The sequence below is a fragment of the Nocardia sp. NPDC101769 genome (genome assembly GCF_044766925.1).
In the GTDB taxonomy this organism is placed as follows: domain Bacteria; phylum Actinomycetota; class Actinomycetes; order Mycobacteriales; family Mycobacteriaceae; genus Nocardia.
Genome location: NZ_JBIWMX010000018.1, coordinates 84,051 through 104,156 on the forward strand (window position 1 = coordinate 84,051; position 20,106 = coordinate 104,156).

Sequence of the window (20,106 nt, forward strand, 5' to 3'; positions counted from 1 at the left end):
CAACCACATGAGCGCAGACCGGCTGATTGCGGGGCGGTACCGGCTAACGGATCCGATCGGCACCGGTGCGATGGGGGTGGTGTGGCGCGCGACCGACGTTCGGCTGCGGCGCACGGTCGCGGTCAAGCAATTGCTGCTGACGCCGGGGCTGACCCGGTCTCAGGCCGTCGAGGCCAGGATGCGGGCGATGCGTGAGGGGCGCATCGCGGCGCGACTGCATCACCCCAACGCCGTCACCGTGTTCGACGTGGCGGAGGAGGACGGCCAGCCCTGGCTCGTCATGGAATACGTGGACGCCGTCAGCCTGGCGGCGCTCATGCGGGAGAAGGGGCGACTCGAACCGGTCGAGGTGGCGCGGATCGGGGCCAAGGTGGCCGATGCGCTGGCCGCGGCCCACAAGGCCGGGATCGTGCACCGGGATGTCAAGCCCGCCAATATCCTGGTGGCCGACGACGGGACGGTGAAGATCACCGACTTCGGCATCTCGCGGGCCACCGGGGACGTGACCGTCACGTCCACGGGATTCCTGGCGGGCACGCCCGCCTATCTGTCGCCGGAGGTGGCGCGGGGCGAGAACCCGGAGCCGACCTCCGACGTGTTCGCCTTGGGCTCAACGCTTTACGCGGCGGTCGAGGGAAAGCCGCCCTTCGGTGAGGGCGACAACCCGCTGGCGGTGCTGCACTCGGTGGCGCGCGCCCAGGTGCCGCCGCCGACCCACGCCGCGGCGCTCGCGCCGGTGCTGATGGACCTGCTCGCGGCCGAGGGCGCGGACCGGCCGACCATGGTGCAGGCGGCCGAACGGCTGCAGGCGGTGGCGGAGGGGCGGGCCCCGGTCGCGCCGATCCAGCAGACCGAGGTGCTGCCCGCGATGAGTGCCGCTGCCGCCGTGGACGGTTCGGCCGCCACGACGGTGATGTCGACCTCGCGCAGCGGCGCGCCCAGTAATGCCACCGACGCCACCGTGCACGTCGACATGGCCACGGATGCGTCGCCGCCGCGCGGGACGGTGCCGGGTACGCCGCCGCCGGGCGCGACCGGCGCAGCGAAAACCGGTGGCGCGGCCCGGAATCCGCGGCAGCTGGTGCTGGTGGCGGCCGGCGTGGTGGGCGCACTCGTCGTGGCCGTCGTGATCGCTGTGGCGGTCAGCAGCAACAGCGGCGGCGGCAACCAGCCGCTGGCGAACAACGGGGGCTCGGTCACCGCGGCGGCCTCGCCGATTCCGGCGACCTCCCCGGACAATATGGGCCAGGCCGACGGCGGCGCCCAGCAGCCCACGCGCAACGGCGAGGCGGGTGCGGCCACGCACGCGCCGACCACCACGCCCGCGCCGACTTCGTCGGTGGCGCCGACCTCTTCGGCTCGGCCGAGCACGACCACCGTGCCGCCGTCCTCGACGACACCGTTCGGCCCGCCGCCGGCGACCTCGGTGGCCTCGTTCATCCAGGGCTACTACGGCATGCTCCCCGGCAATGTCAGCGGTGCGTGGTCGGTGCTGTCGCCCGGCTACCAGGCCTCCACGGGCGGCTACAACGCCTACGCGCAGTTCTGGGGCACCATCTCGTCGGTGAGCGTGGGCGCGGTCACGCCCAACGGCGACAACCGGGCGGTGGTGGCGCTGACCTACGTGCTCAAGAACGGGCAGGTGTCCACCGAGAACCGGTGGATCCAGGTCGACTCTTCGACCGGGCACCTGATGATCGCGGCCTCGGGTCTGTGATCGGTCCCCGATAGGCTGAACCGGCTCCGCCCGCGGCGGAGCCGGTTTTGGTTCAGGTGGTGCGGAAGGAGTTCGAGTCGGTGGCGCGGTTGGACGCGGTGTTGTGGGACATGGACGGAACGCTGCTGGACTCGGAAAGGCTCTGGGACATGGCATTGCGCGAACTGGCCGGGGAGTACGGGCGGCAGCTGACCGACGCTGTCCGGCATGCGCTGATCGGCGCGTCCGGCCCGAACGCCTTCCGGATTCTGTTCGAGGGCTTGGGTATCGAGCACACCCGCGAGGCCGTCGCCACGGCCTCGCACTGGATGGAGCGACGGGTCACCGAACTGTTCCACGGTCCGGTGCCGTGGCGTCCCGGTGCCCGCGAGGCGCTGGAAATGGTGCAGGCCGCCGGTATCCCGATGGCCCTGGTCACCAACACCAAGCGGTCGCTGACGGAGCACGGGTTGAACACCATCGGCCGTGAGTTCTTCGGCGCCACCGTCTGCGCCGACGAGGTGCCTCACGGCAAGCCCGCCCCGGACGTCTACCTCCGAGCCGCCGAACTCCTCGGCGTCGCACCGGAAAACGCGGTCGCCATCGAGGATTCGCCGACCGGCTCGATCGCCGCCCAGGCCGCCGGCTGCGCGCTGCTGGTGGTGCCGTGCGAGGTCGCGGTGCCGGACGCACCGGGCCGGACCTTCCGCGAGAGCCTGGTCGGGCTGACCCTGACCGACCTCGGGGATCTCGTCCCCGCCGGAATCGGCTGACTGCGCACACGATGACCCCGCCGGGGTTCCCATTCGTCCAAGGCTGTGGGTTGTTCGTCGCTTAGCCTGCGGGTATGGAGAGCGTGCTGGAGTTGCTGCGGGGTGTGTGCACCGGGCTGCCCGAGGTGACCGAGCGGGTCAGTCATGGGGAACCGTGCTGGTTCGCGGGTGGGAAGAAGATGTTCGTGATGTTCGCGGATCATCATCATGACGAGCGGGTCGGGTTCTGGTGTGCGGCGCCGGCGGGGGTGCAGGACGAGTTGGTGGCCGCTGAGCCGGAGCGGTTCTTCCGGCCGCCGTATGTGGGGCATCGCGGGTGGCTCGGCGTGTATCTGGATACGGCCGTGGCGTGGGACGAGATCGGGGAGATCGTCGAGGACGCCTATCGAGTGGTGGCGGCGAAACGGCTTGTGGCGGAGCTGGATCGGCGCACGGTGTCGGAGTGACGCGGCACGGGCCCGGCGATAGCGCCGGGCCCGGTCGGTTTTGCGGAATCAGCGCAGCGGGCCGAAGAAGGTCTGGAGGTCGCGGGCCAGGTTGGCGGGGGCCTCCATGGCCGGGAAGTGCAGGCCGCGTTCGAATTCGGTCCAGTGGGCGTCGGCGGGTGCGGGGACGACGCGGCGGACGGTTTCGTCCGCGCCGAAGATGGCGAAGCCCTGGGGGACCGACGGGGGAGCGCCCCATTCGGTGGAGTGGGACTGCTCGTAGAGGGTGTGGGCGGCGGAGGCGCCGGAGCCGGTGAACCAGTAGAGGCTGACGGTGGTGAGGAGTTGGTCGCGGTCGATGGGGAGGTCGGTCCACGCCTCGAATTTCTCGGCGATCCAAGCCAATTGGAGCAGGGGGGAGTCGACCAGGCCGTAGCCGATGGTCTGGGGGCGGGAATTCTGGATGGCCAGGTAGCCGGAACCCTCGCGGCGGAAGGCGTCCATCCGGTCCAGGATGACCTTGTCGATCGGGTCGTTGGGGTCCAGGCCGTCGGCCATGCCGGGCAGGAAAGTCGCGACATTGGCGGCGGTGAGCGGGTCGGTGACCACATGGACGCCGGTGACGTGCTCGGGGTCCAGGGCGGCGACCAGGCCCGAGACACCGCTGCCGACATCGCCGCCGTGCACGCCGTAGCGGTCGTATCCCAGGCGGGCCATGAGCTCGATCCACGCGCGGGCGGCGCGGGCCATGGTCCAGCCGATGGCGCTCAGCGGCGTGGACAGGGTGTAGCCGGGCAGCGACGGGGCGATCACGTGGAAGGCCGGGCCTTCGGCCGGGTCGGTGAGCAGGCCGATGAGGCCCATGAACTCGGCGATCGAGCTGGGGAATCCGTGGGTGATCAGCAGCGGCCGGGCATCGGGGCGTTGGGAGCGGACATGCAGGAAGTGGATGAGCTGGCCGTCGATCTCGGTGGTGAACTGGCGGAAGGCATTGAGCTTGGCTTCCTGAGCGCGCCAATCGAATTCGGTGCGCCAATAGTCGGCCAGGTCGTGCAGGGCGGTCTCGGGAATGCCGCGCTCCCAGCCGGTGCCGGGCAGCTGGGCGGCCCAGCGGGCGCGGTCCAGTCGGTCGTGCAGGTAGTCCAGGTCGGACTGGGGAACGTCGAGGGTGAAGGGGTGAATCTCGGTGCTCATCAGGCTGTTCCGTTCACTAGGGAGAACCTCGCCGGAGGCTCTTCATCTTCTGCTCGACACCACGGTATGGATTATTGCGGAACAGTTCGTTCCGCAATTCGCGGATACCATCGAGAAATGTTGGAAACCTCCGCCCGTCTGCTGCGGCTGTTGTCGCTGCTGCAATCCCGGCGCGACTGGACCGGGGCCGAACTCGCCGCACGGCTCGAGGTCACCCCGCGCACGATCCGCAAGGACATGGATCGGCTGCGCGAACTCGGCTATCCGGTGCAAGCGCGGCCCGGCGTGGACGGCGGATACCGGCTCGGGGCCGGTGGCGCGTTGCCGCCGCTGCTGCTCGACGATGACGAAGCTGTCGCGGTGGCCGTCGGATTACACACCGCCGCAAGCGGTTCGGTTCTCGGCATCGAGGAGACCTCGCTGCGCGCGCTCACCAAACTGGAGCAGGTCCTGCCGTCACGGCTGCGGCACCGGGTCAGTGCCTTCCAGAACGCGCTGCCGGTTCCGATGCGCGGGCCCCGGGTCGCCGCCGACACGTTGACCGCCATCGCCGCCGCGTGTCGCGACCACGAACGCCTGCGGTTCGACTACCGGACCCACTCGGGCGCATCCTCCCGGCGTGCGGTCGAGCCGTACCGCCTGGTCAACCACCGCCAGCGCTGGTACCTGGTGGCCTGGGATCTCGACCGGGGTGACTGGCGCACCTTCCGCGTCGACCGCATGGACCCGCGCACCCCGGCCGGACCGCGCTTCACCCCGCGCCCCCTGCCGCCCGACTCCGAGATCGCGTCACACGTAGAACGCGGAATAGGCTCGGCGACGTGGCATTTCCGTGCCCGGGTGATCGTGCACGCCCCCGCCGCCCACGTCCGTGCCCGCATCCCGATCCCCATCGACATCGAGGAACTCGGCGAGAACCGCTGCGCCTTCGAGCCCGGCTCCGACCACCCCGAAATGCTCGCCCTCTACCTGGGCCTGCTCGACGCCGACTTCGACATCGTCGATTCCCCCGAACTGGTCGCCGCCCTGCACACTCTGATCGACCGCTACCAGCGCGCCGTCGGCCCCGCCGGCCGAGTCACCGCCCGCGATAGTGCTCGTCCAGCACGGGCACCGGATCCAGTTCCGACACCTGATGCCCCGCATTGCAGTGATCGGTGAGATCCTTCCCGTCCCGAGCCTGCACCACCCGCAGCTCATCCACGCAATCAACCAGTGACGCGGCAACTTTCGCCGCATGCCGATACCCCGGCGCATCCCGATCGGCGACCACCCACACCCGATGCGCGCCGCACAGCCATGCGGCATGCTCCCGATGCCACCCGTTCGCCCCGCCCGCATTGCAGGTGGCGGTCAATCCGGCATGCGTGGCGGTGAGGACATCCGCCTCACCCTCGCAGACGAAGATGTCGCCGCCGACGTCGATGGCGTCGATCACCTCCGGCAAATGGAACGGAAGATGCGCGAATCCGCCGTACTCCCAACCAGTTTCGGTCCGGTGCTGCTGATAGAAGCTTTTCACATACCCCTGTCGATGCAGCGTCCGAACCCGGAATACACACCCCGCCGGACTGCCATCCGGCCACCGGTAGATGTACGCCGCCACCCGCCGCGGCCGTCCGATCGGCGGACCGAAGTCACGCTTGTGCACCGAAAGCGCCAGCCCCGCAGCCAAAATGGCCCGATCCGCCAGCCCGGTCTCCACCGTCCCCCGCGTCAGCGACCCCCGCGGCTCCGCCGGCGCATCGAACAGGTCCCGCACCCGCAGCCCGAGCCGCTCCAGCACCTCCTCATCCGAGCACCCGGCGAAACACCGGACGACCGTCCGCTGCCGCTGCAGGTTGTACACGACCCCCAGCGAAGGCCGATGGCGCCGCCCATCCGCCTCGTGAACGGGACACAGATAGGTGGTCCACTCGGTGCCGCGCCTCCCCGGCCCGGACACCCGATTCAGCGCCCGGTTGATGGTCTCCCACGATCCCTGACTGCCCATCACGCCGGTCCTCTCACTACCGGTGTACCCCGTTGAGGAGCGTTGTCAACCGTCATGAATCCGGTTGTAGCGCAACCGAAATCAAGCGCCTGATGGCGGCGTCGCCCTGGTGCGGGATGGACCGGCCCGGGCGGTGGATATCGGCTGATCCGGGTGGCGTAGAGTCGCGACGGTCGATGGTGGCTGCCATATAGCTGACGACCTTTACCGCATGAAACCTGCTGGGGCGCAGGATTAGTGAGTATCCACAATCGGAGTGGAACTCGGGCGTGTCGGGCGTTCGGGCGGCAAGAATGGTCCGCATGGTTGCGGTCGGGGGTCGGGCAGACTCGTGGGAAGCCGATGCGGTGGCGGGTGGTGGGCCGGTGCCCGGGGTGGATGTCGGGAAGTATCCGCTGGACTCGCCGGGGAGTGCGGCGTGGCTGGCGGCGGTGGGAGAGGCGCGGGCGGAGCTGGCTGCGGATGGATGCTGCGTGTTGCGCGGGTTCATCAGGCCCGAGCTGCTGAATACCTTGCGTGGCGAGGGGGTGGCGTTGGCTCCGCACGCGTATTACACCGTGGAGGACGTCAACGCCTACAACATTCCCCTCGATGCCGATCTCCCGCCCGACCATCCGGGACGGATCGTGCTGCGCCGCGGGAACGCGTTCGTGGCAAGGGATCTCATTCCCGCGGACGCGCTGATCCAGCGGCTGTACACCGACCGCCGGTTCCAGCGGTTCGTGGCGGACTGCTTCGGGCTTGCGGAGCTGCACGAGTACACCGACCCGCTGGCGGGGTTGTGCCTCAACGTGGTCGCGCCGGGAATGTCGCATCCGTGGCATTTCGATACCAACGAGTTCACCGTCAGCATGCTCACGCAGGAGCCGGAATGCGGTGGGGTGTTCGAGTATTGCCCGAACATCCGGTCGCGGGAGGCGGAGAACCTCGCCGATGTGCGGGCCGTGCTGACGGGGCAGGGGGAGCGGTTCATCCGGCGGCTGGAGTTGCGGCCGGGGGATCTGCAGCTGTTCCAGGGGAGATTCTCGTTGCACCGGGTCGCGCCCGTAGGCGGGACGGCGCAACGGCATTCGGCGATCTTCGCCTACAGCGACACCCCGGGACTGATAGGCACCGCCGAGCGGACCCGGCAGCTGTTCGGGCGGGTGCTGCCGGATCATCTGGCCGTCGGTGAGGTCCGCGGCGATCGACTGCTCGACTGAGAGGGGACCAGCGCGTGCCGGTTTCGTTACACAGCTCCACCGGAAAAGCCTCGTTCGACCACATCTACGACCGCCCCGATCCACGCGAGTATTACGCGCGCATGGCCGAATTGGATTACCAGATACCGGAATTGGCCAAACCGCATTTCCAGGGTCTACTCGCGGAGTATCGATCGGCCACCGGCATCGCCACCCCCGCCGTCCTGGACATCGGCTGCTCCTACGGTGTGAACGCGGCCCTGCTGCGCCTGGACACCACCATGACCGACCTGGCCGGACGGTACCGCGGCCGCGACACCGACGACACCGCCGCGCTCATCGACCGCGACCGGCAGCTGCTGCACACCCACGATCAGCTCCCCGGCGTCCGCTTCATCGGCATGGACGCCTCCCGCCCCGCCCTCGACTACGCCGGCGCCGCCGGTTTCCTCCAGGACGCCGTGCACGCCGACCTGGAATCGTCCGACCCCACCGAGGCCCAGCGCCGCACCCTCGCCGCCGCGGACCTGGTCATCTCCACCGGCTGCGTCGGCTACATCTCCGAACGCACCCTGCTGCGGGTGGCCCGCGCGCACGGCGGAAAACTGCCCTGGATGGCGCATTTCGTGCTGCGCATGTTCTCCTTCGACCCCATCGCCGCCCACCTGGAGACCCTCGGCTACCGCACCGAACGCGCACCCGGCGTGTTCCGCCAGCGGCGCTTCGCCTCCGCGGACGAGCAGGCGCGGGTGCTGAACACCCTGGCGGACAGCGGAATCGACCCCGCCGGCGCCGAATCCGACGGGTGGCTCTACGCCCAGCTGTATCTGTCCCGGCCGAAATTCAGCGTCGCGACCGAACACTGATCGCGTCGCACATCGAATTCACATCCCGGATTCACCTGAAAACTCCCCGCGATTGTTACGGTGAATCGGTGGCACCAGCGAAGATCGTAATTATCGGCGGTGGTTTCGCGGGCGTCGAGTGCGCCCGATATCTGGAACGCCGAGTGCGGCCCGACGAGGCGTTCGTCCAGCTCGTCTCGCCCGATGCCGGACTGCTGTATCTCCCGCTACTGCCGCAGGTAGCCTCCGGCACCCTCAACCCGAGGTCGATCTCGGTGTCCCTGCGCCGGATCCTGCGCCGCACCGAGGTGGTGCCGGGCATGGCGGTCGGGGTGGACCACGAGACCCGGCGGGTGGTGGTGCGCCGATCCACCGGCCGCGAAACCGCCCTCGAGTACGACCATCTCGTCCTGGCCCCGGGCTCCATCACCCGGGTCCTCGACGTGCCCGGGCTCCAGGAACACGGCTTCGGCATGAAGACCCTGCCGGAAGCCATGTACCTGCGTGACCACGTGCTGCGGCAGCTGGACGTTGCGGCCCTGCGTGGCGGACTGGACGAGGACCGGGAACGGCTCAACTTCGTCACCATAGGCGCGGGCTACGCCGGGACCGAGACCGCCGCGGTCCTGAACAAGGTCTGCCACGCCGCCGCCAAGCGCTTCTTCCCCGAGACAGAACGGGGCATGGTGCGGTGGCACCTGGTCACCCACGGCGACCGCATCATGCCCGAGCTGGGGGAGCGGCTCGGCGCCGAGGCGAAAAGGATTCTGGCCGAACGCGGAATCGAACTCATCTCCGGAGCGTCGGCGGCGGAGGTGACCGCCAACGGGGTGAAACTCACCAATGGGCGATTCATCCCCTCCCGCACCGTGCTGTGGACCGCCGGCGTCACGCCGAGCCCGCTGGCCGGGCACCTCGGCGCGGAAACCGACAAGGGACGCATCATCGCCCAGGCCGACCTCTCCGTGCCCGGCCTGCCCGGGGTGTGGGCCATGGGCGACTCCGCCGCGGTGCCCGACGTGGCCGACGGCGGCGACAAGGTGTGCGCGCCCACCGCCCAGCACGCCATGCGCCAGGGCAAGCACATGGCCAGGAACCTGCTCGCGACCCTGCGCGGCGGACAGCCCGAGCCCTACCGGCATCCGGATCTGGGCATGGTCGTCGACCTCGGCGGCCGCGACGCGCTGGCCCGGCCGCTGGGCATCGGATTGCGCGGCATCCCAGCGCAATTCGTCGCACGCAGCTACCACCTGATGGCGCTGCGCACGGTCGTCGCCCGCGCCCGCGTGGCCTTCGACTGGACCGTGCACGGCCTCAGCGGCGACGACTTCCTGCGCATCGGCTACGGCGACTACAAGACCCACACCATCGGCGGATTCGAGCAGTCCGGCTGCTATCTGCAGGCCGATGAGGTGCCGCGGACGCTGAAGGAGCTCGGTGATCCCCAGTGACTCCGGAACTCGCATGAAAACTATTGTGGCGCAGTAAATCCACATCCCGGCCGGACCGTGTGTGGTTTCGGGCGAAAGCCTGGCGCTCGGACGGTTTCGATGGCAAGAATGGGTGCGGTGACCGCCAGGGGGACGGTCACGTGTGTGCAAAAGCCAGGTTGCCCCTATCCGACGACCCCACGAGGACACCCCTTGAGCGACAGCACCTTCGCCTTCGACGAGCAGCTGCCCCGCGTCCCGCTGCCCACCCTGGAGGAGAGCTGCACCCGCTTCCTGCACTGGTGCGCGCCCCTGCTGACTTCCGACGAGTACGCCGCAACCGCGGCCGCCGTCGAGGATCTGCTGCGCCCCGACAGCCCCGCCCGCACCCTGCACGCCGATCTGCAGCGGTTCGACGACACCCCGGGCGTGGGCAGCTGGCTCGACGAGTTCTGGCCCTCCCGATACCTGGGCCGCCGCGACCGGATCGCGTTGAATGCGAACTTCTTCTTCCTGTTCCGCGACGACACCGCCCTCGCCTCCTCGACCAGCGCCGACCAGAGCGAGCGCGCCGCCGCCCTTATCGCCGCGACCGTCGGCTACAAACTGCGCCTGGACAAGGAGGAGATCCCGCCCGCCACCCAGCGCGGCACGCGACTCAATATGGCGCAGAACAAGTTCCTGTTCTCCGAGACGCGCATACCGGACGCGCCCCAGGACACCGTGCGAGTGCCCTACAGCGATGCCTGGCCCGGCCCCTCGGACGCCCGCCACATCGTGGTCTTCTACCGCGGCACCATGTTCCGTATGGACGTCGTCGGTTCCGGCGGCGTCCCCTACACACCCGAGGACCTCGCCGACGGCCTGCGCGCCGTCATGAAGGCCGGTGCGCGCCGCGCCCCCACGAACACCTCGCCCGGGCACCTCACCACCCTCGCCCGTGCCGACTGGGCGCCGGTCTATGCCGCCCTGCGGCCCGCCAATGCCGCCGCCTTCGACACCATCGAGACCGCGCTGTTCTGCGTCTGCCTCGAGGACTTCGCGCCCCGCGACACCCTGCATGCCTGCGACCAGCTGCTGCACGGCGACAGCGGCAACCGCTGGTTCGACAAGTCGGTGTCGTTCATCGTCTTCGCCGACGGCGAGGCCGGCATCAATGTCGAGCACTGCGGCCTGGACGGCACCACCATCCTGTCCTTCGTCGACACCCTGCTCGAGGCGCCGGTGAGCGACCATGCCGAACGGTCGGGCGCGCAAGCGCAGGGCCTGCCCGCCATCGAACCCGTCGAGTTCGTCCTCGGCCCGGAATCCAAGACCGAGATCGCCTCCGCCGCGGCGTCTTTCGCGCAGTACGCCGCCGACAACGCCACCACCACGGTGTCGTTCGACTTCGGCACCAACCGCGCCAAGCGGCTGGGCATCTCCCCGGACGCCTTCGCGCAGCTGAGCTATCAGCTCGCGCATCGTCGCAGCAAGGGCCTCAACGGCGCCACCTACGAATCCATCGCCACCCGCCAGTTCCGCAACGGCCGTACCGAGGCCATGCGCGTGATCACGCAGGAGATGCTGGATTTCGTTGCCGCCATGGAGGATCCGGCCGTGGACCGGGACCGCAAACTGGTGGCCCTGCGCACCGCCGCCGAGGCACACGTGCGCCGCGCCCAGGAATGCCAGCGCGGCGAGGCCCCCGAACAACACCTGTGGGAACTGCAGTGGATCCAGCGCCGCCGCGGCGAACACCTCGGCGCGACGGCCCCGATGGCCTTCTACGACAGCCCCGGCTGGACCATTACCCGCGACGACTACCTGAGCACCAGCTCCGCGCCGTCGGTGAACATCCAGTACTTCGGGTTCGGCTCCACCAGCCCCAAGTGCATCGGCATCGCCTACGTGCTGCTGCCCGACCGCTGGAACCTCTACCTGGCCACGCCCAAGCACGTTGCCCAGCAGATGCACGACTTCGCCGAGCAGCTGCGCGGGGCAGTCACCGAACTCGCCGAACTGCTCACCGTATAACCGATTGCGGGGAGTGTGCGCCCGTCTGAAAGAATCACTCCCCGTGAAATCTTTCGAAGCCCTGTTCGCCGAGCTGCAGGATCGTGCCGCCAACCGCCCCGAGGGGTCGGGCACCGTCGCCGCCCTGGACGCCGGCGTGCATGCGCAGGGCAAGAAGGTGCTCGAGGAAGCCGGCGAGGTCTGGATCGCCGCCGAGTACCAGAGCGACGAGGAACTCTCCGAGGAGATCTCGCAGCTGCTCTACTGGGTGCAGGTGCTGATGGTGGGCCGCGGGCTGCGGCTCGAGGACGTGTACCGACATCTGTGACGCGCCGGTGCGCCGCACGCCGTGCCTATTCCAGGGCTGGGTGCGGCGCACCGTTCGCTCGTTCCCTGTCGACCCCGTCTTCCCTTCCCGTTCCGAAAGGACCTCCCATGCTTCGCGTCGCCGTCCCCAACAAGGGCGCACTCTCCGAATCCGCCCTCGCCATCCTGTCCGAGGCGGGCTACCGCAAGCGCACCGATTCCCGTGAGCTGAGCGTGCTGGACCCGGCCAACCAGGTCGAGTTCTACTTCCTGCGGCCCAAGGACATCGCCATCTACGTCGGCTCCGGCGAGCTCGACCTCGGCATCACCGGCCGCGACCTGGCCCTGGATTCCGGTGCGCCCGTGCAGGAACGGCTCGCCCTCGGTTTCGGCCGTTCCACCTTCCGCTACGCCGCCCCGGCCGGGCGCGAATGGAAGGTCGAGGACCTCTACGACAAGCGCATCGCCACCTCCTACCCGAACCTGGTGCTGACGGACCTGGCCCGGCACGGCATCGAGGCCGAGGTCATCCGCCTCGACGGCGCGGTCGAGATCTCCATCCAGCTCGGTGTCGCCGACGCCATCGCCGATGTGGTCGGCTCCGGCCGCACCCTGCGCCAGCACAACCTGGTCGCCTTCGGCGAGTCGCTGTGCTCCTCGGAAGGCGTGCTCATCGAGGCCAAGGGCGCCGACCAGCACGACAAGGCCCGCAACCAGCTCATCGCCCGCATCCAGGGCGTGGTCTTCGCCCAGCAGTACCTGATGCTGGACTACGACTGCCCCAAGGCGCTGCTCGAGGAGGCCGTCAAGATCACCCCCGGGCTGGAGTCGCCGACCGTGTCACCGCTCACCGATCCCGAATGGGTCGCGGTGCGCGCGCTGGTGCCGCGCAAGAACGGCAACGAGCTCATGGACCGGCTCGCGGACCTGGGCGCCAAGGCGATCCTGGCCACCGACATCCGGTCCTGCCGCGCCTTCTGATTCCGGTCGGGTCAGGACGGGCCGGACTCCGGCTCGTCCTCGCCGGACGGGAAAGGCGGTGGGGTGCCGCCGAATTCGGGGCATAGTCGCTTGAAATCGCAGTACTCGCACAGCCAGCTCGGGCTGGGCGGGAACTCCCCGGTCTCGGCGGCGGTCACGATGGCCGCCCACAGTGCCGACAGGATCCGCTCGAAGCGCAGCAGTTCCTCCGGGTCCGGCGCGTAGGTGAGAGTGACGCCGTCGGCGAGGTACATCAGCCGCAGTTCCGCCGGGGCCCGGCCCTGGGTGCGCAGCAGGACCAGGGCGTAGAACTTCAGCTGGAACAGGGCCCGGGTCTCGTAGGTGAGGCCCGGGGCGCGGCCGGTCTTGTAGTCGATGACGTGCAGTTCCCCATCGGCCGAACGGTCGATGCGGTCCACGATGCCGCGCAACGGGGTGCCATCGGGGAGGTCGGCCTCGATGAAGGTCTCGCACGACTCCGGATCGAAACCGGACGGATCCTCCAGCCGGAAGTACACGCCCACCAGCTTGCGTACCTCGGCCAGGAACCCGGGCAGCTCCTCGGCCGGAATCAGCGACTCCACCTCGGGCCGCGACTCGCGCACTCCGGCCCAGGCGGGCTCGACGAGGGCGGCCGCGGCCTCGGCATCCCGCTCGGTGGCGGGCAGCCCGAACAGCGCCTCGAGCACCGCGTGCACCACCGTGCCGCGCACCGCCGCCCGCGAGGGCGGTTCCGGAATCTGGTCGATGACCCGCAGCCGGTATTTCAATGGGCACTGTTTGAAATCGATTGCGCGCGAGGGGGACAGGGCGGGCCCACGCGGAGCGAACTGCTCTGTCTCCGGGGTACTGATCACGTCAACCGACATACCTGGCAGGCTAAACGCCGGCACCGACAAGGTGCGCACGAATCCGGCGCAGCACATTCGCGGCGACGCACGACTTCACCACAACCACGCAGAACGGAGATTCATGACGGCCAGACGGACCGGCCCTTTCCAGATCGGTGACCGGGTACAGCTGACCGACGCCAAGGGGCGCAAGTTCACGGTGATCCTGGAGGCGGGCAAGGAATTCCACACCCACGCCGGCCACATCAACCACGACGACCTCATCGGCGCCGACGAGGGCTGCGTGGTGAACTCCGCCAAGGGCACCCCCTACCTGGCCCTGCGCCCGCTGCTGACCGACTACGTGCTGTCCATGCCGCGCGGCGCGGCGGTCATCTACCCCAAGGACTCCGCCCAGATCGTCCACGAGGGCGACATGTTCCCCGGCGCGAAGGTCCTGGAGGCCGGCGCCGGCTCGGGCGCGCTGACCTGTTCGCTGCTGCGTGCGGTCGGCCCCGAGGGCAAGGTCATCTCCTGGGAGATCCGTGACGACCACGCCGAGCACGCGGTCAAGAATGTCGAGCGCTTCTTCGGCGAACGCCCCGCCAACTGGGAACTCACCCTCGGCGACGTGGCGGACTACTCCGGCGAACAGGTCGACCGGGTCGTCCTCGACATGCTCAAGCCCTGGGACGCCCTCGAGGCCGTCTCCAAGGCCCTCATCCCCGGCGGTGTCTTCCTCGCCTACGTGGCCACCACGACCCAGCTCTCCGAGGTGGTCGAGGCGCTGCGCCGCCAGGGCTGCTGGACCGAGCCCGCCGCCTGGGAATCCATGGTCCGGCCCTGGCACGTGGTCGGCCTCGCGGTGCGCCCCGAACACCGCATGCAGGGCCACACCGCCTTCCTGGTCAAGGCCCGCCGCCTCGCCGACGGCGTCACCGCCCCCAAGCCCCAGCGCCGCCCGTCCAAGGGCTAGGGCGCGCCGGGAAGAAATATCTCGATGCCCGGATCCGGCCTCGGAACGAACGCGTCCCCGCCACTGAACGGCGGGGGCGCGTCGTCGTGTTCGGCCGATCGCGAAGCGGTCTCACGGCGTCAGCAGGGCGCCTTGCCCATGGCCAGGATGGTGCAGCCGGTGTTCTCCGACAGCTGCCAGCCCGCGTCGGTGTGCTGCCAGCTCATGGGCACGCCGGGCATGGTGCCGTGCGGGGAGACGATGGCGACCGAGGCATTGGCGTTGTCGCCATCGACCTGCACCCCCGAGACGGTCCAGCCGATGCTGCCGTAGTTGGCCAGGCCCTGGTTCATGGTCTCGATGTTCGAGGTGCGCGCACTGCCGTTGACCATCAGGTTCGCCTTGTCGGCGGCGGGCACGGCCGGGTCGGTGAAGCGGGTCAGCGTCGACTGTAATTCGTCGGCGGAGGGCGCGGGGGTGTCGGCGCCGGCGAGGCCCGCGCCCGAGGTCAGGGCGGCGGCGGCCGCGGCGACGACCAGGGACAGGCGAACGGAACGAGCGAGCATGAACGAACGGGCCTTTCGGAATTCGAGTGGGCGGCTACTGGCAGGCCGCGCGGGCCATGCCGAGGATGGTGCAGGCGCCGGCGTCGGAGAGCTTCCACGCGCCGTCGCTGTACTGGAAGGTCATCGGGACGTCGGGCATGGTGCCGTGCGGCGAGGTCACCGACACCTTCGCGTCGGCCTTGGACCCGTCCTGCTTGATCTCGCCGACGGTGAACCCGACCTGGTAGTGCGCCAGGCCCTGGTTCATGGTGTCGATATTTCCGAGACGTTTGTCGCCGTCGACGACTAGTTTGGCCTTGTCGGCAGCCGGCTTCGCCGGGTCGGCGAAGGCCGTGAGGACGCTCTGCAGGGCGTCCGCGGTCGGCGCGGGCGCGGCGGCGGTGGCCGATGCGGTGGTGGTCGAGGACGAAGAACCCTTGTCGTCGGAGCCGCAGCCGGTCACAGTTGCCATAACGGCCGTGAAGGCCGCGACGGTAGCCACGGAAACACGAAGCGTCCGCGTGACGTTGCGCATACCAGGAGTACGACTGGTGGGAAGGAGCATCAACGGCGCCTTTCGGCTCGGTCCGGCGATTAACTCACCGGAAACAGGTTAGGGCAGGCTAACATGCTCGTCCGGCCTGGAGGCCGCAGCCTAGATGTGATCACGACGAAACCATGTCGGAAAGCGGGAACGGTTAGAGCCCGGTAGCGTTGATAGACCGGGACTGGGAGGAGCAGCATCATGAGCCCCATCGAACATTCGGATTCGGCCGCCTGGAGGGAACTCGAGGCAGTACGCGCCGAGGCCGCTGCACTCCGGAGGCAACTCGCCGACACGCCGGATCGCACACGGGAATTGGAAGCGCGTGTTGATTCGCTGACGATTCGCAATACCAAACTGATGGACACCTTGAAGGAAGCGCGCCAGCAACTGGTCGCTCTCCGTGAGGAAGTGGATCGCCTCGGCCAGCCACCCTCGGGCTACGGCGTCCTCATCGGCGTGTACGACGATCAGACGGTCGATGTGTTCACTTCCGGGCGCAAGATGCGGCTGACGTGTTCGCCGAATATCGACACCACCACCCTCCACTACGGGCAGACCGTGCGTCTCAACGAGGCGCTGACCGTGGTCGAGGCGGGCGGTTTCGATTCCATCGGTGAGATCGGCGCGCTGCGTGAGATTCTCGACGACGGGCGCCGCGCGCTGGTCGTCGGGCATGCCGACGAGGAGCGGGTGGTCTGGTTGTCCGGGCCGCTGTCCGCCCTGGTCGATGTGGATGATCTCGAGGATCCGGATCGTCCGATTCGCAAACTGCGGCCGGGTGATTCGCTGCTGGTCGACACCAAGGCGGGATTCGCCTTCGAGCGCATCCCCAAGGCCGAGGTCGAGGACCTGGTGCTCGAAGAAGTGCCGGATGTCGGCTACGAGGACATCGGCGGTCTCTCGCGCCAGATCGAGCAGATCCGCGACGCGGTCGAACTGCCGTTCCTGCACAAGGATCTGTTCCGCGAGTACGCGCTGCGCCCGCCCAAGGGCGTGCTGCTCTACGGTCCGCCCGGTTGCGGTAAGACGTTGATCGCCAAGGCCGTTGCCAACTCGCTCGCCAAGAAGATCGCCGAGGCGCGCGGTGAGGATGCCAAGGAAGCCAAGTCGTTCTTCCTGAACATCAAGGGTCCCGAGCTGCTCAACAAGTTCGTGGGTGAGACCGAGCGCCACATCCGGATCATCTTCCAGCGGGCCCGCGAGAAGGCGTCCGAGGGCACCCCCGTCATCGTGTTCTTCGACGAGATGGACTCGATCTTCCGCACCCGCGGTTCGGGTGTCTCCTCCGATGTGGAGACCACCGTTGTGCCGCAGCTGCTCTCGGAGATCGACGGCGTCGAGGGCCTGGAGAACGTGATCGTGATCGGCGCCTCCAACCGTGAGGACATGATCGATCCCGCGATCCTGCGGCCCGGCCGCCTGGATGTGAAGATCAAGATCGAGCGCCCGGATGCCGAAGCCGCGCAGGACATCTTCTCCAAGTACCTGACGGAGACGCTGCCGCTGCACAGCGAAGATCTGCAGGAGTTCGACGGCGATCGCGGCAAGTGCGTGCAGGCCACCATCGAACGCGTGGTGGACCGCATGTACGCCGAGTCCGAGGACAACCGCTTCCTGGAGGTCACCTACGCCAACGGTGACAAGGAGGTCCTGTACTTCAAGGACTTCAACTCCGGTGCCATGATCCAGAACATCGTGGACCGGGCCAAGAAGTACGCCATCAAGTCCGTCCTGGAAACCGGCAATCCGGGTCTGCGTATCCAGCATCTCTACGATTCGATCGTGGACGAGTTCTCCGAGAACGAGGACCTGCCCAACACCACGAATCCCGATGACTGGGCCCGCATCTCGGGTAAGAAGGGCGAGCGCATCGTCTACATCCGCACCTTGGTGACGGGGAAGAACGCCAGCGCCAGCCGCGCCATCGACACCGAGTCGAACACCGGCCAGTACCTGTAGGCCGGAAAAGCAAGGGGCTCGCATCCTTTCGGATGCGAGCCCCTTCGCGTGCGTGGATGCCGGTGCCGGTCAGCTGATCCCGGGGATGAAGCCGGGGTAGACCCAGTGCGAGACACCGTCGCCCGGGGCGCCGGAGCCGCTCACGTTCGGGAAGTTGAACGGCAGCCGCTTCAGCGCGTGCGGGTTGCCGTCGGCGTCGGCCTGCACGCAGTTGGTGGTGACGCCGTGGAAGCCGGAGCAGACGATGCGGGTCGTGGTGCCGTACGGCGAGGTCAGGCGGGCACGGTTGACCAGCGGGTTCCAGAAGTCGGGGTCGCTGGGGGTGAGGAAGTCGTGGGCCTCGAAAACATAGATGGGGCTGCGGTCCTGCTGGATCGTGTTCATGTACCCCTCCATGGAACGTCGATTGACGGCGAGCATCGGTTCGTGCCGGGCGACTTTAACGGACTGCATGGTCGCGGTGGGGGCAATCACACGCTGGGACCGTGATCACCGGGTGGTGCGCAGCCGCCGATCCTCGGTCCAGTCGACGATGAGCCGGCGCTGCCGGAACCGCCAAGCGCCGCCGTCGCGGGCGAAGGTGTCGTCGTAGCGGATGTGCATGACGAAGACCCGGGAGCCGTCGGCATCGTCGTAGACATGGGAAGCGGTGCAATAGGTTTCGCCCCGCACGCTGTCATCGGAGAAGTCGAGCAGCTGGTTGGCGATCACGTGCCGGGTGGCGCGGTAGCGGTCGAGGGGCCGCATGGCCGCCTCGATCTCGGCGCGGCCCCGCACCGTCGTCGTAGGCTGCCTGCCACCCCACTCGATGACCAATGTCCCGTCCTCGGTGAAGAGTTCGGCGATCGCCGCGTCGCGGCGGCGGTCGGCGTGGGAGGCGTAGCGCTCGGTGAGTTCGCGCAGGGCGAGTCGGGTTTCCAGCTTGTTCATGGGGCTCCTCGATAAAACGGGGTCAGCATCGTTCCTACTGCGCCGGAGCAGGAGTGACCCGCGGTTGCCCACTGGGTGGGATGCGGCGTCAGGCCCGCCGGATCCGGCGGTAGGTCGGCACGGCCACCGCGGCGGTGGCGAGATGCCGTGCCACCTCGGGGATTTCGGAGTCGGTGAGGGCGGCGACGGTGAGGCGCAGGTGGTCGGTGTGAGGGTGGTCGGTCACCTCGAACGGGCCGCCCGGGGCCGCTTTGATCCCGGCGGCGGCCAGGGAGATCATGGCGGCGTTCTCGTCCGCGACGGGGAACCAGAGGTTGATCCCATCGCCGCGGGGGAGGCGGATGTCGTGGTGGGACAGGGCTTTTCGCAGGGCGTCGGCGCGTGCGCGGTAGACGCCGCGGGCCGTGGTGACGGTGGTGCGGGCGGCATCGTCGGTGAGCATGTGCAGCAGCACCCGCTGGAGCAGACGGCTGGTCCAGCCGGGTCCCAGCATGCGTCGTTCGAGGAGCGGGTCGAGCAGATCGGCGGGGCCGCCGACGGCGGCCAGGCGGAGGTCCGCACCGTGGGATTTGGAGTAGGACCGAATGTGCACGGTGCGGGTCGGCAGGCGGGCGGCGAGGGAGCGCAGGGGCGCGTGGGTGATGCCCGAACTGTGGTCGTCCTCGACGATGACGGGCGTGCCGCCCGCGACGACGGCGGCGTCGGCCAGCACGTCGGCCAGTTCGCGCACCCGCCGGGCCGACAGCGAGGCGCCGGTGGGGTTCTGAGCGCGTGGCTGGAGCAGCACGAGGACCGGGGAGCGGGCCGCCAGGGCGGCGGCCAGCCGATCCGGACGCATGCCGGATTCGTCGAGGTCGATGGGAACCGGACGCGCCCCGAGCCGGGCCAGCAGGTCGAGAAACGGCGGGAAGCACGGGTTCTCGACCGCCACCGCGTCACCCAGCCGGACGTGGACGGCGAGCAGGCGGTCGACGGCGTCGAGCGCGCCGTCGAGGATGGTGAACCGTTCGGCGCGGGCCGGCCAGTCCGCGCGAACGGCGGTCTCGAGTTCGGGGAGCACGGCCTCGCCGAGGTAGGTGGCCGACAGGTCGTCGATGCGGCCGTCGTCCCCGAGACCGCGCAAGGCGGCGGTGAGGTCGGGCAACAGCGCCGGATCGGGGGTGCCGCGCGAGAGGTCGATGCGGAAGACGCTGTCGGAGTGGGGGTGGAGGCGTTGATAGCGTCCGGCCGCGGGCGCGCGCGGCGCGTGCGGCGCGTCCTGGACGAAGGTGCCCGCCCGGCCGCGCGCCACGATCGCCCCCGCGGCCGCCAGTGCCCGCCACGCCTGGTTGACCGTCACGGGGGAGACCTTCAGCTCCCGGGCCACCTCGCGCACGGTGGGCAGCCGGGTGCCGGGTGTCAGCGCACCGGACCGGATCCGCTGGCCGATTCCGGCCGCGATCCCGGCCGCGGTGCGGTCGTGTGCGGCGGCGGCCAGGTCGGCGGCGGATTCGGCGGTCACAGACTCAGTGTGCGAGGGAG

Annotated in this window: 20 protein-coding genes; 12 read left to right on the forward strand and 8 right to left on the reverse strand. The window is 69.0% G+C overall.

Annotated elements, in window-relative coordinates:
• Positions 1–7 precede the first annotated feature (7 nt).
• The 3 genes from ACIRRA_RS26210 to ACIRRA_RS26220 all read left to right on the forward strand — a co-directional run bounded on the left by ACIRRA_RS26210 (position 8) and on the right by ACIRRA_RS26220 (position 2,915).
• Positions 8–1,717, forward strand: coding sequence for a serine/threonine-protein kinase (locus tag ACIRRA_RS26210; protein ID WP_402773072.1), 1,710 nt, complete (start codon positions 8–10; stop codon positions 1,715–1,717).
• A gap of 80 nt (positions 1,718–1,797) precedes the next feature.
• Entirely contained in the window at positions 1,798–2,469 is a 672-nt protein-coding gene (locus tag ACIRRA_RS26215) for an HAD family hydrolase (RefSeq protein ID WP_402773075.1), read from the forward strand.
• 74 nt (positions 2,470–2,543) lie between these two features.
• Positions 2,544–2,915 carry an MmcQ/YjbR family DNA-binding protein gene (locus ACIRRA_RS26220; protein WP_402773078.1) on the forward strand — a complete coding sequence of 124 codons (372 nt, stop codon included), beginning with the start codon at positions 2,544–2,546 and terminating at the stop codon, positions 2,913–2,915.
• A gap of 48 nt (positions 2,916–2,963) precedes the next feature.
• Here the strand turns inward: ACIRRA_RS26220 and ACIRRA_RS26225 are convergent, their stop codons facing one another.
• Complete coding sequence (locus tag ACIRRA_RS26225; RefSeq protein ID WP_402773080.1) at positions 2,964–4,088, reverse strand: epoxide hydrolase family protein; 1,125 nt, start codon at positions 4,086–4,088, stop codon at positions 2,964–2,966.
• Positions 4,089–4,205: 117 nt separating this feature from the next.
• On the opposite strand from ACIRRA_RS26225, the gene ACIRRA_RS26230 reads away from it, so the two are divergent.
• On the forward strand, positions 4,206–5,249 hold the full coding sequence (locus tag ACIRRA_RS26230) for a helix-turn-helix transcriptional regulator (protein WP_402773083.1): 1,044 nt from the start codon (positions 4,206–4,208) through the stop codon (positions 5,247–5,249).
• Here the strand turns inward: ACIRRA_RS26230 and ACIRRA_RS26235 are convergent.
• Positions 5,167–6,081, reverse strand: coding sequence for a toprim domain-containing protein (locus ACIRRA_RS26235; RefSeq protein ID WP_402773086.1), 915 nt, complete (start codon positions 6,079–6,081; stop codon positions 5,167–5,169). The two genes, ACIRRA_RS26230 and ACIRRA_RS26235, sit on opposite strands and share 83 nt — an antisense overlap.
• 302 nt (positions 6,082–6,383) lie before the next feature.
• Between ACIRRA_RS26235 and ACIRRA_RS26240 the strand changes: the two genes are divergently transcribed.
• The 6 genes from ACIRRA_RS26240 (at position 6,384) to hisG (ending at position 12,819) form a co-directional block, all read left to right on the forward strand.
• Positions 6,384–7,283 (forward strand): arpA protein, encoded by a 900-nt coding sequence (locus tag ACIRRA_RS26240; protein ID WP_402773089.1) that lies wholly within the window; start codon positions 6,384–6,386, stop codon positions 7,281–7,283.
• A 14-nt stretch (positions 7,284–7,297) separates the two neighbouring features.
• Positions 7,298–8,128 (forward strand): class I SAM-dependent methyltransferase, encoded by an 831-nt coding sequence (locus tag ACIRRA_RS26245; RefSeq protein WP_402773092.1) that lies wholly within the window; start codon positions 7,298–7,300, stop codon positions 8,126–8,128.
• Between the two features lie 68 nt (positions 8,129–8,196).
• Positions 8,197–9,558 carry an NAD(P)/FAD-dependent oxidoreductase gene (locus ACIRRA_RS26250; RefSeq protein WP_402773095.1) on the forward strand — a complete coding sequence of 454 codons (1,362 nt, stop codon included), beginning with the start codon at positions 8,197–8,199 and terminating at the stop codon, positions 9,556–9,558.
• Positions 9,559–9,750: 192 nt separating this feature from the next.
• Positions 9,751–11,553 carry a choline/carnitine O-acyltransferase gene (locus ACIRRA_RS26255; RefSeq protein ID WP_402773098.1) on the forward strand — a complete coding sequence of 601 codons (1,803 nt, stop codon included), beginning with the start codon at positions 9,751–9,753 and terminating at the stop codon, positions 11,551–11,553.
• Positions 11,554–11,596: 43 nt separating this feature from the next.
• Positions 11,597–11,860, forward strand: a complete 264-nt coding sequence (locus ACIRRA_RS26260) for a phosphoribosyl-ATP diphosphatase (RefSeq protein WP_033085388.1) — start codon at positions 11,597–11,599, stop codon at positions 11,858–11,860.
• Between the two features lie 107 nt (positions 11,861–11,967).
• Positions 11,968–12,819, forward strand: coding sequence for an ATP phosphoribosyltransferase (gene hisG, locus ACIRRA_RS26265; RefSeq protein WP_402773102.1), 852 nt, complete (start codon positions 11,968–11,970; stop codon positions 12,817–12,819).
• Positions 12,820–12,830: 11 nt separating this feature from the next.
• Here the strand turns inward: hisG and ACIRRA_RS26270 are convergent, their stop codons facing one another.
• Positions 12,831–13,688, reverse strand: a complete 858-nt coding sequence (locus tag ACIRRA_RS26270; RefSeq protein WP_402773105.1) for a RecB family exonuclease — start codon at positions 13,686–13,688, stop codon at positions 12,831–12,833.
• Positions 13,689–13,791: 103 nt separating this feature from the next.
• On the opposite strand from ACIRRA_RS26270, the gene ACIRRA_RS26275 reads away from it, so the two are divergent.
• A complete protein-coding gene (locus ACIRRA_RS26275; RefSeq protein ID WP_402773108.1) occupies positions 13,792–14,625 on the forward strand; it encodes a tRNA (adenine-N1)-methyltransferase in 834 nt (277 codons plus the stop codon).
• 119 nt (positions 14,626–14,744) lie between these two features.
• On the opposite strand, the gene ACIRRA_RS26280 is transcribed toward ACIRRA_RS26275, so the two are convergent.
• Both ACIRRA_RS26280 and ACIRRA_RS26285 read right to left on the reverse strand, forming a co-directional pair.
• Entirely contained in the window at positions 14,745–15,170 is a 426-nt protein-coding gene (locus ACIRRA_RS26280; protein ID WP_402773110.1) for a hypothetical protein, read from the reverse strand.
• A gap of 34 nt (positions 15,171–15,204) precedes the next feature.
• Positions 15,205–15,621: a hypothetical protein gene (locus ACIRRA_RS26285; protein ID WP_402773113.1), complete on the reverse strand. Its 417-nt coding sequence runs from the start codon at positions 15,619–15,621 to the stop codon at positions 15,205–15,207.
• A 273-nt stretch (positions 15,622–15,894) separates the two neighbouring features.
• On the opposite strand from ACIRRA_RS26285, the gene arc reads away from it, so the two are divergent.
• A complete protein-coding gene (gene arc / locus ACIRRA_RS26290) occupies positions 15,895–17,655 on the forward strand; it encodes a proteasome ATPase (RefSeq protein WP_402773116.1) in 1,761 nt (586 codons plus the stop codon).
• A gap of 69 nt (positions 17,656–17,724) precedes the next feature.
• Here arc and ACIRRA_RS26295 read toward each other — a convergent pair whose 3' ends face one another.
• From ACIRRA_RS26295 to ACIRRA_RS26305, 3 genes are all read right to left on the reverse strand, one after another.
• Complete coding sequence (locus ACIRRA_RS26295) at positions 17,725–18,039, reverse strand: hypothetical protein (RefSeq protein ID WP_402773118.1); 315 nt, start codon at positions 18,037–18,039, stop codon at positions 17,725–17,727.
• Positions 18,040–18,144: 105 nt separating this feature from the next.
• The gene (locus tag ACIRRA_RS26300) at positions 18,145–18,585 is read right to left on the reverse strand and encodes a nuclear transport factor 2 family protein (RefSeq protein WP_402773120.1); all 441 of its coding nucleotides are present in this window, start codon (positions 18,583–18,585) and stop codon (positions 18,145–18,147) included.
• A gap of 88 nt (positions 18,586–18,673) precedes the next feature.
• On the reverse strand, positions 18,674–20,086 hold the full coding sequence (locus tag ACIRRA_RS26305) for a PLP-dependent aminotransferase family protein (RefSeq protein WP_402773123.1): 1,413 nt from the start codon (positions 20,084–20,086) through the stop codon (positions 18,674–18,676).
• Positions 20,087–20,106 lie beyond the last annotated feature (20 nt).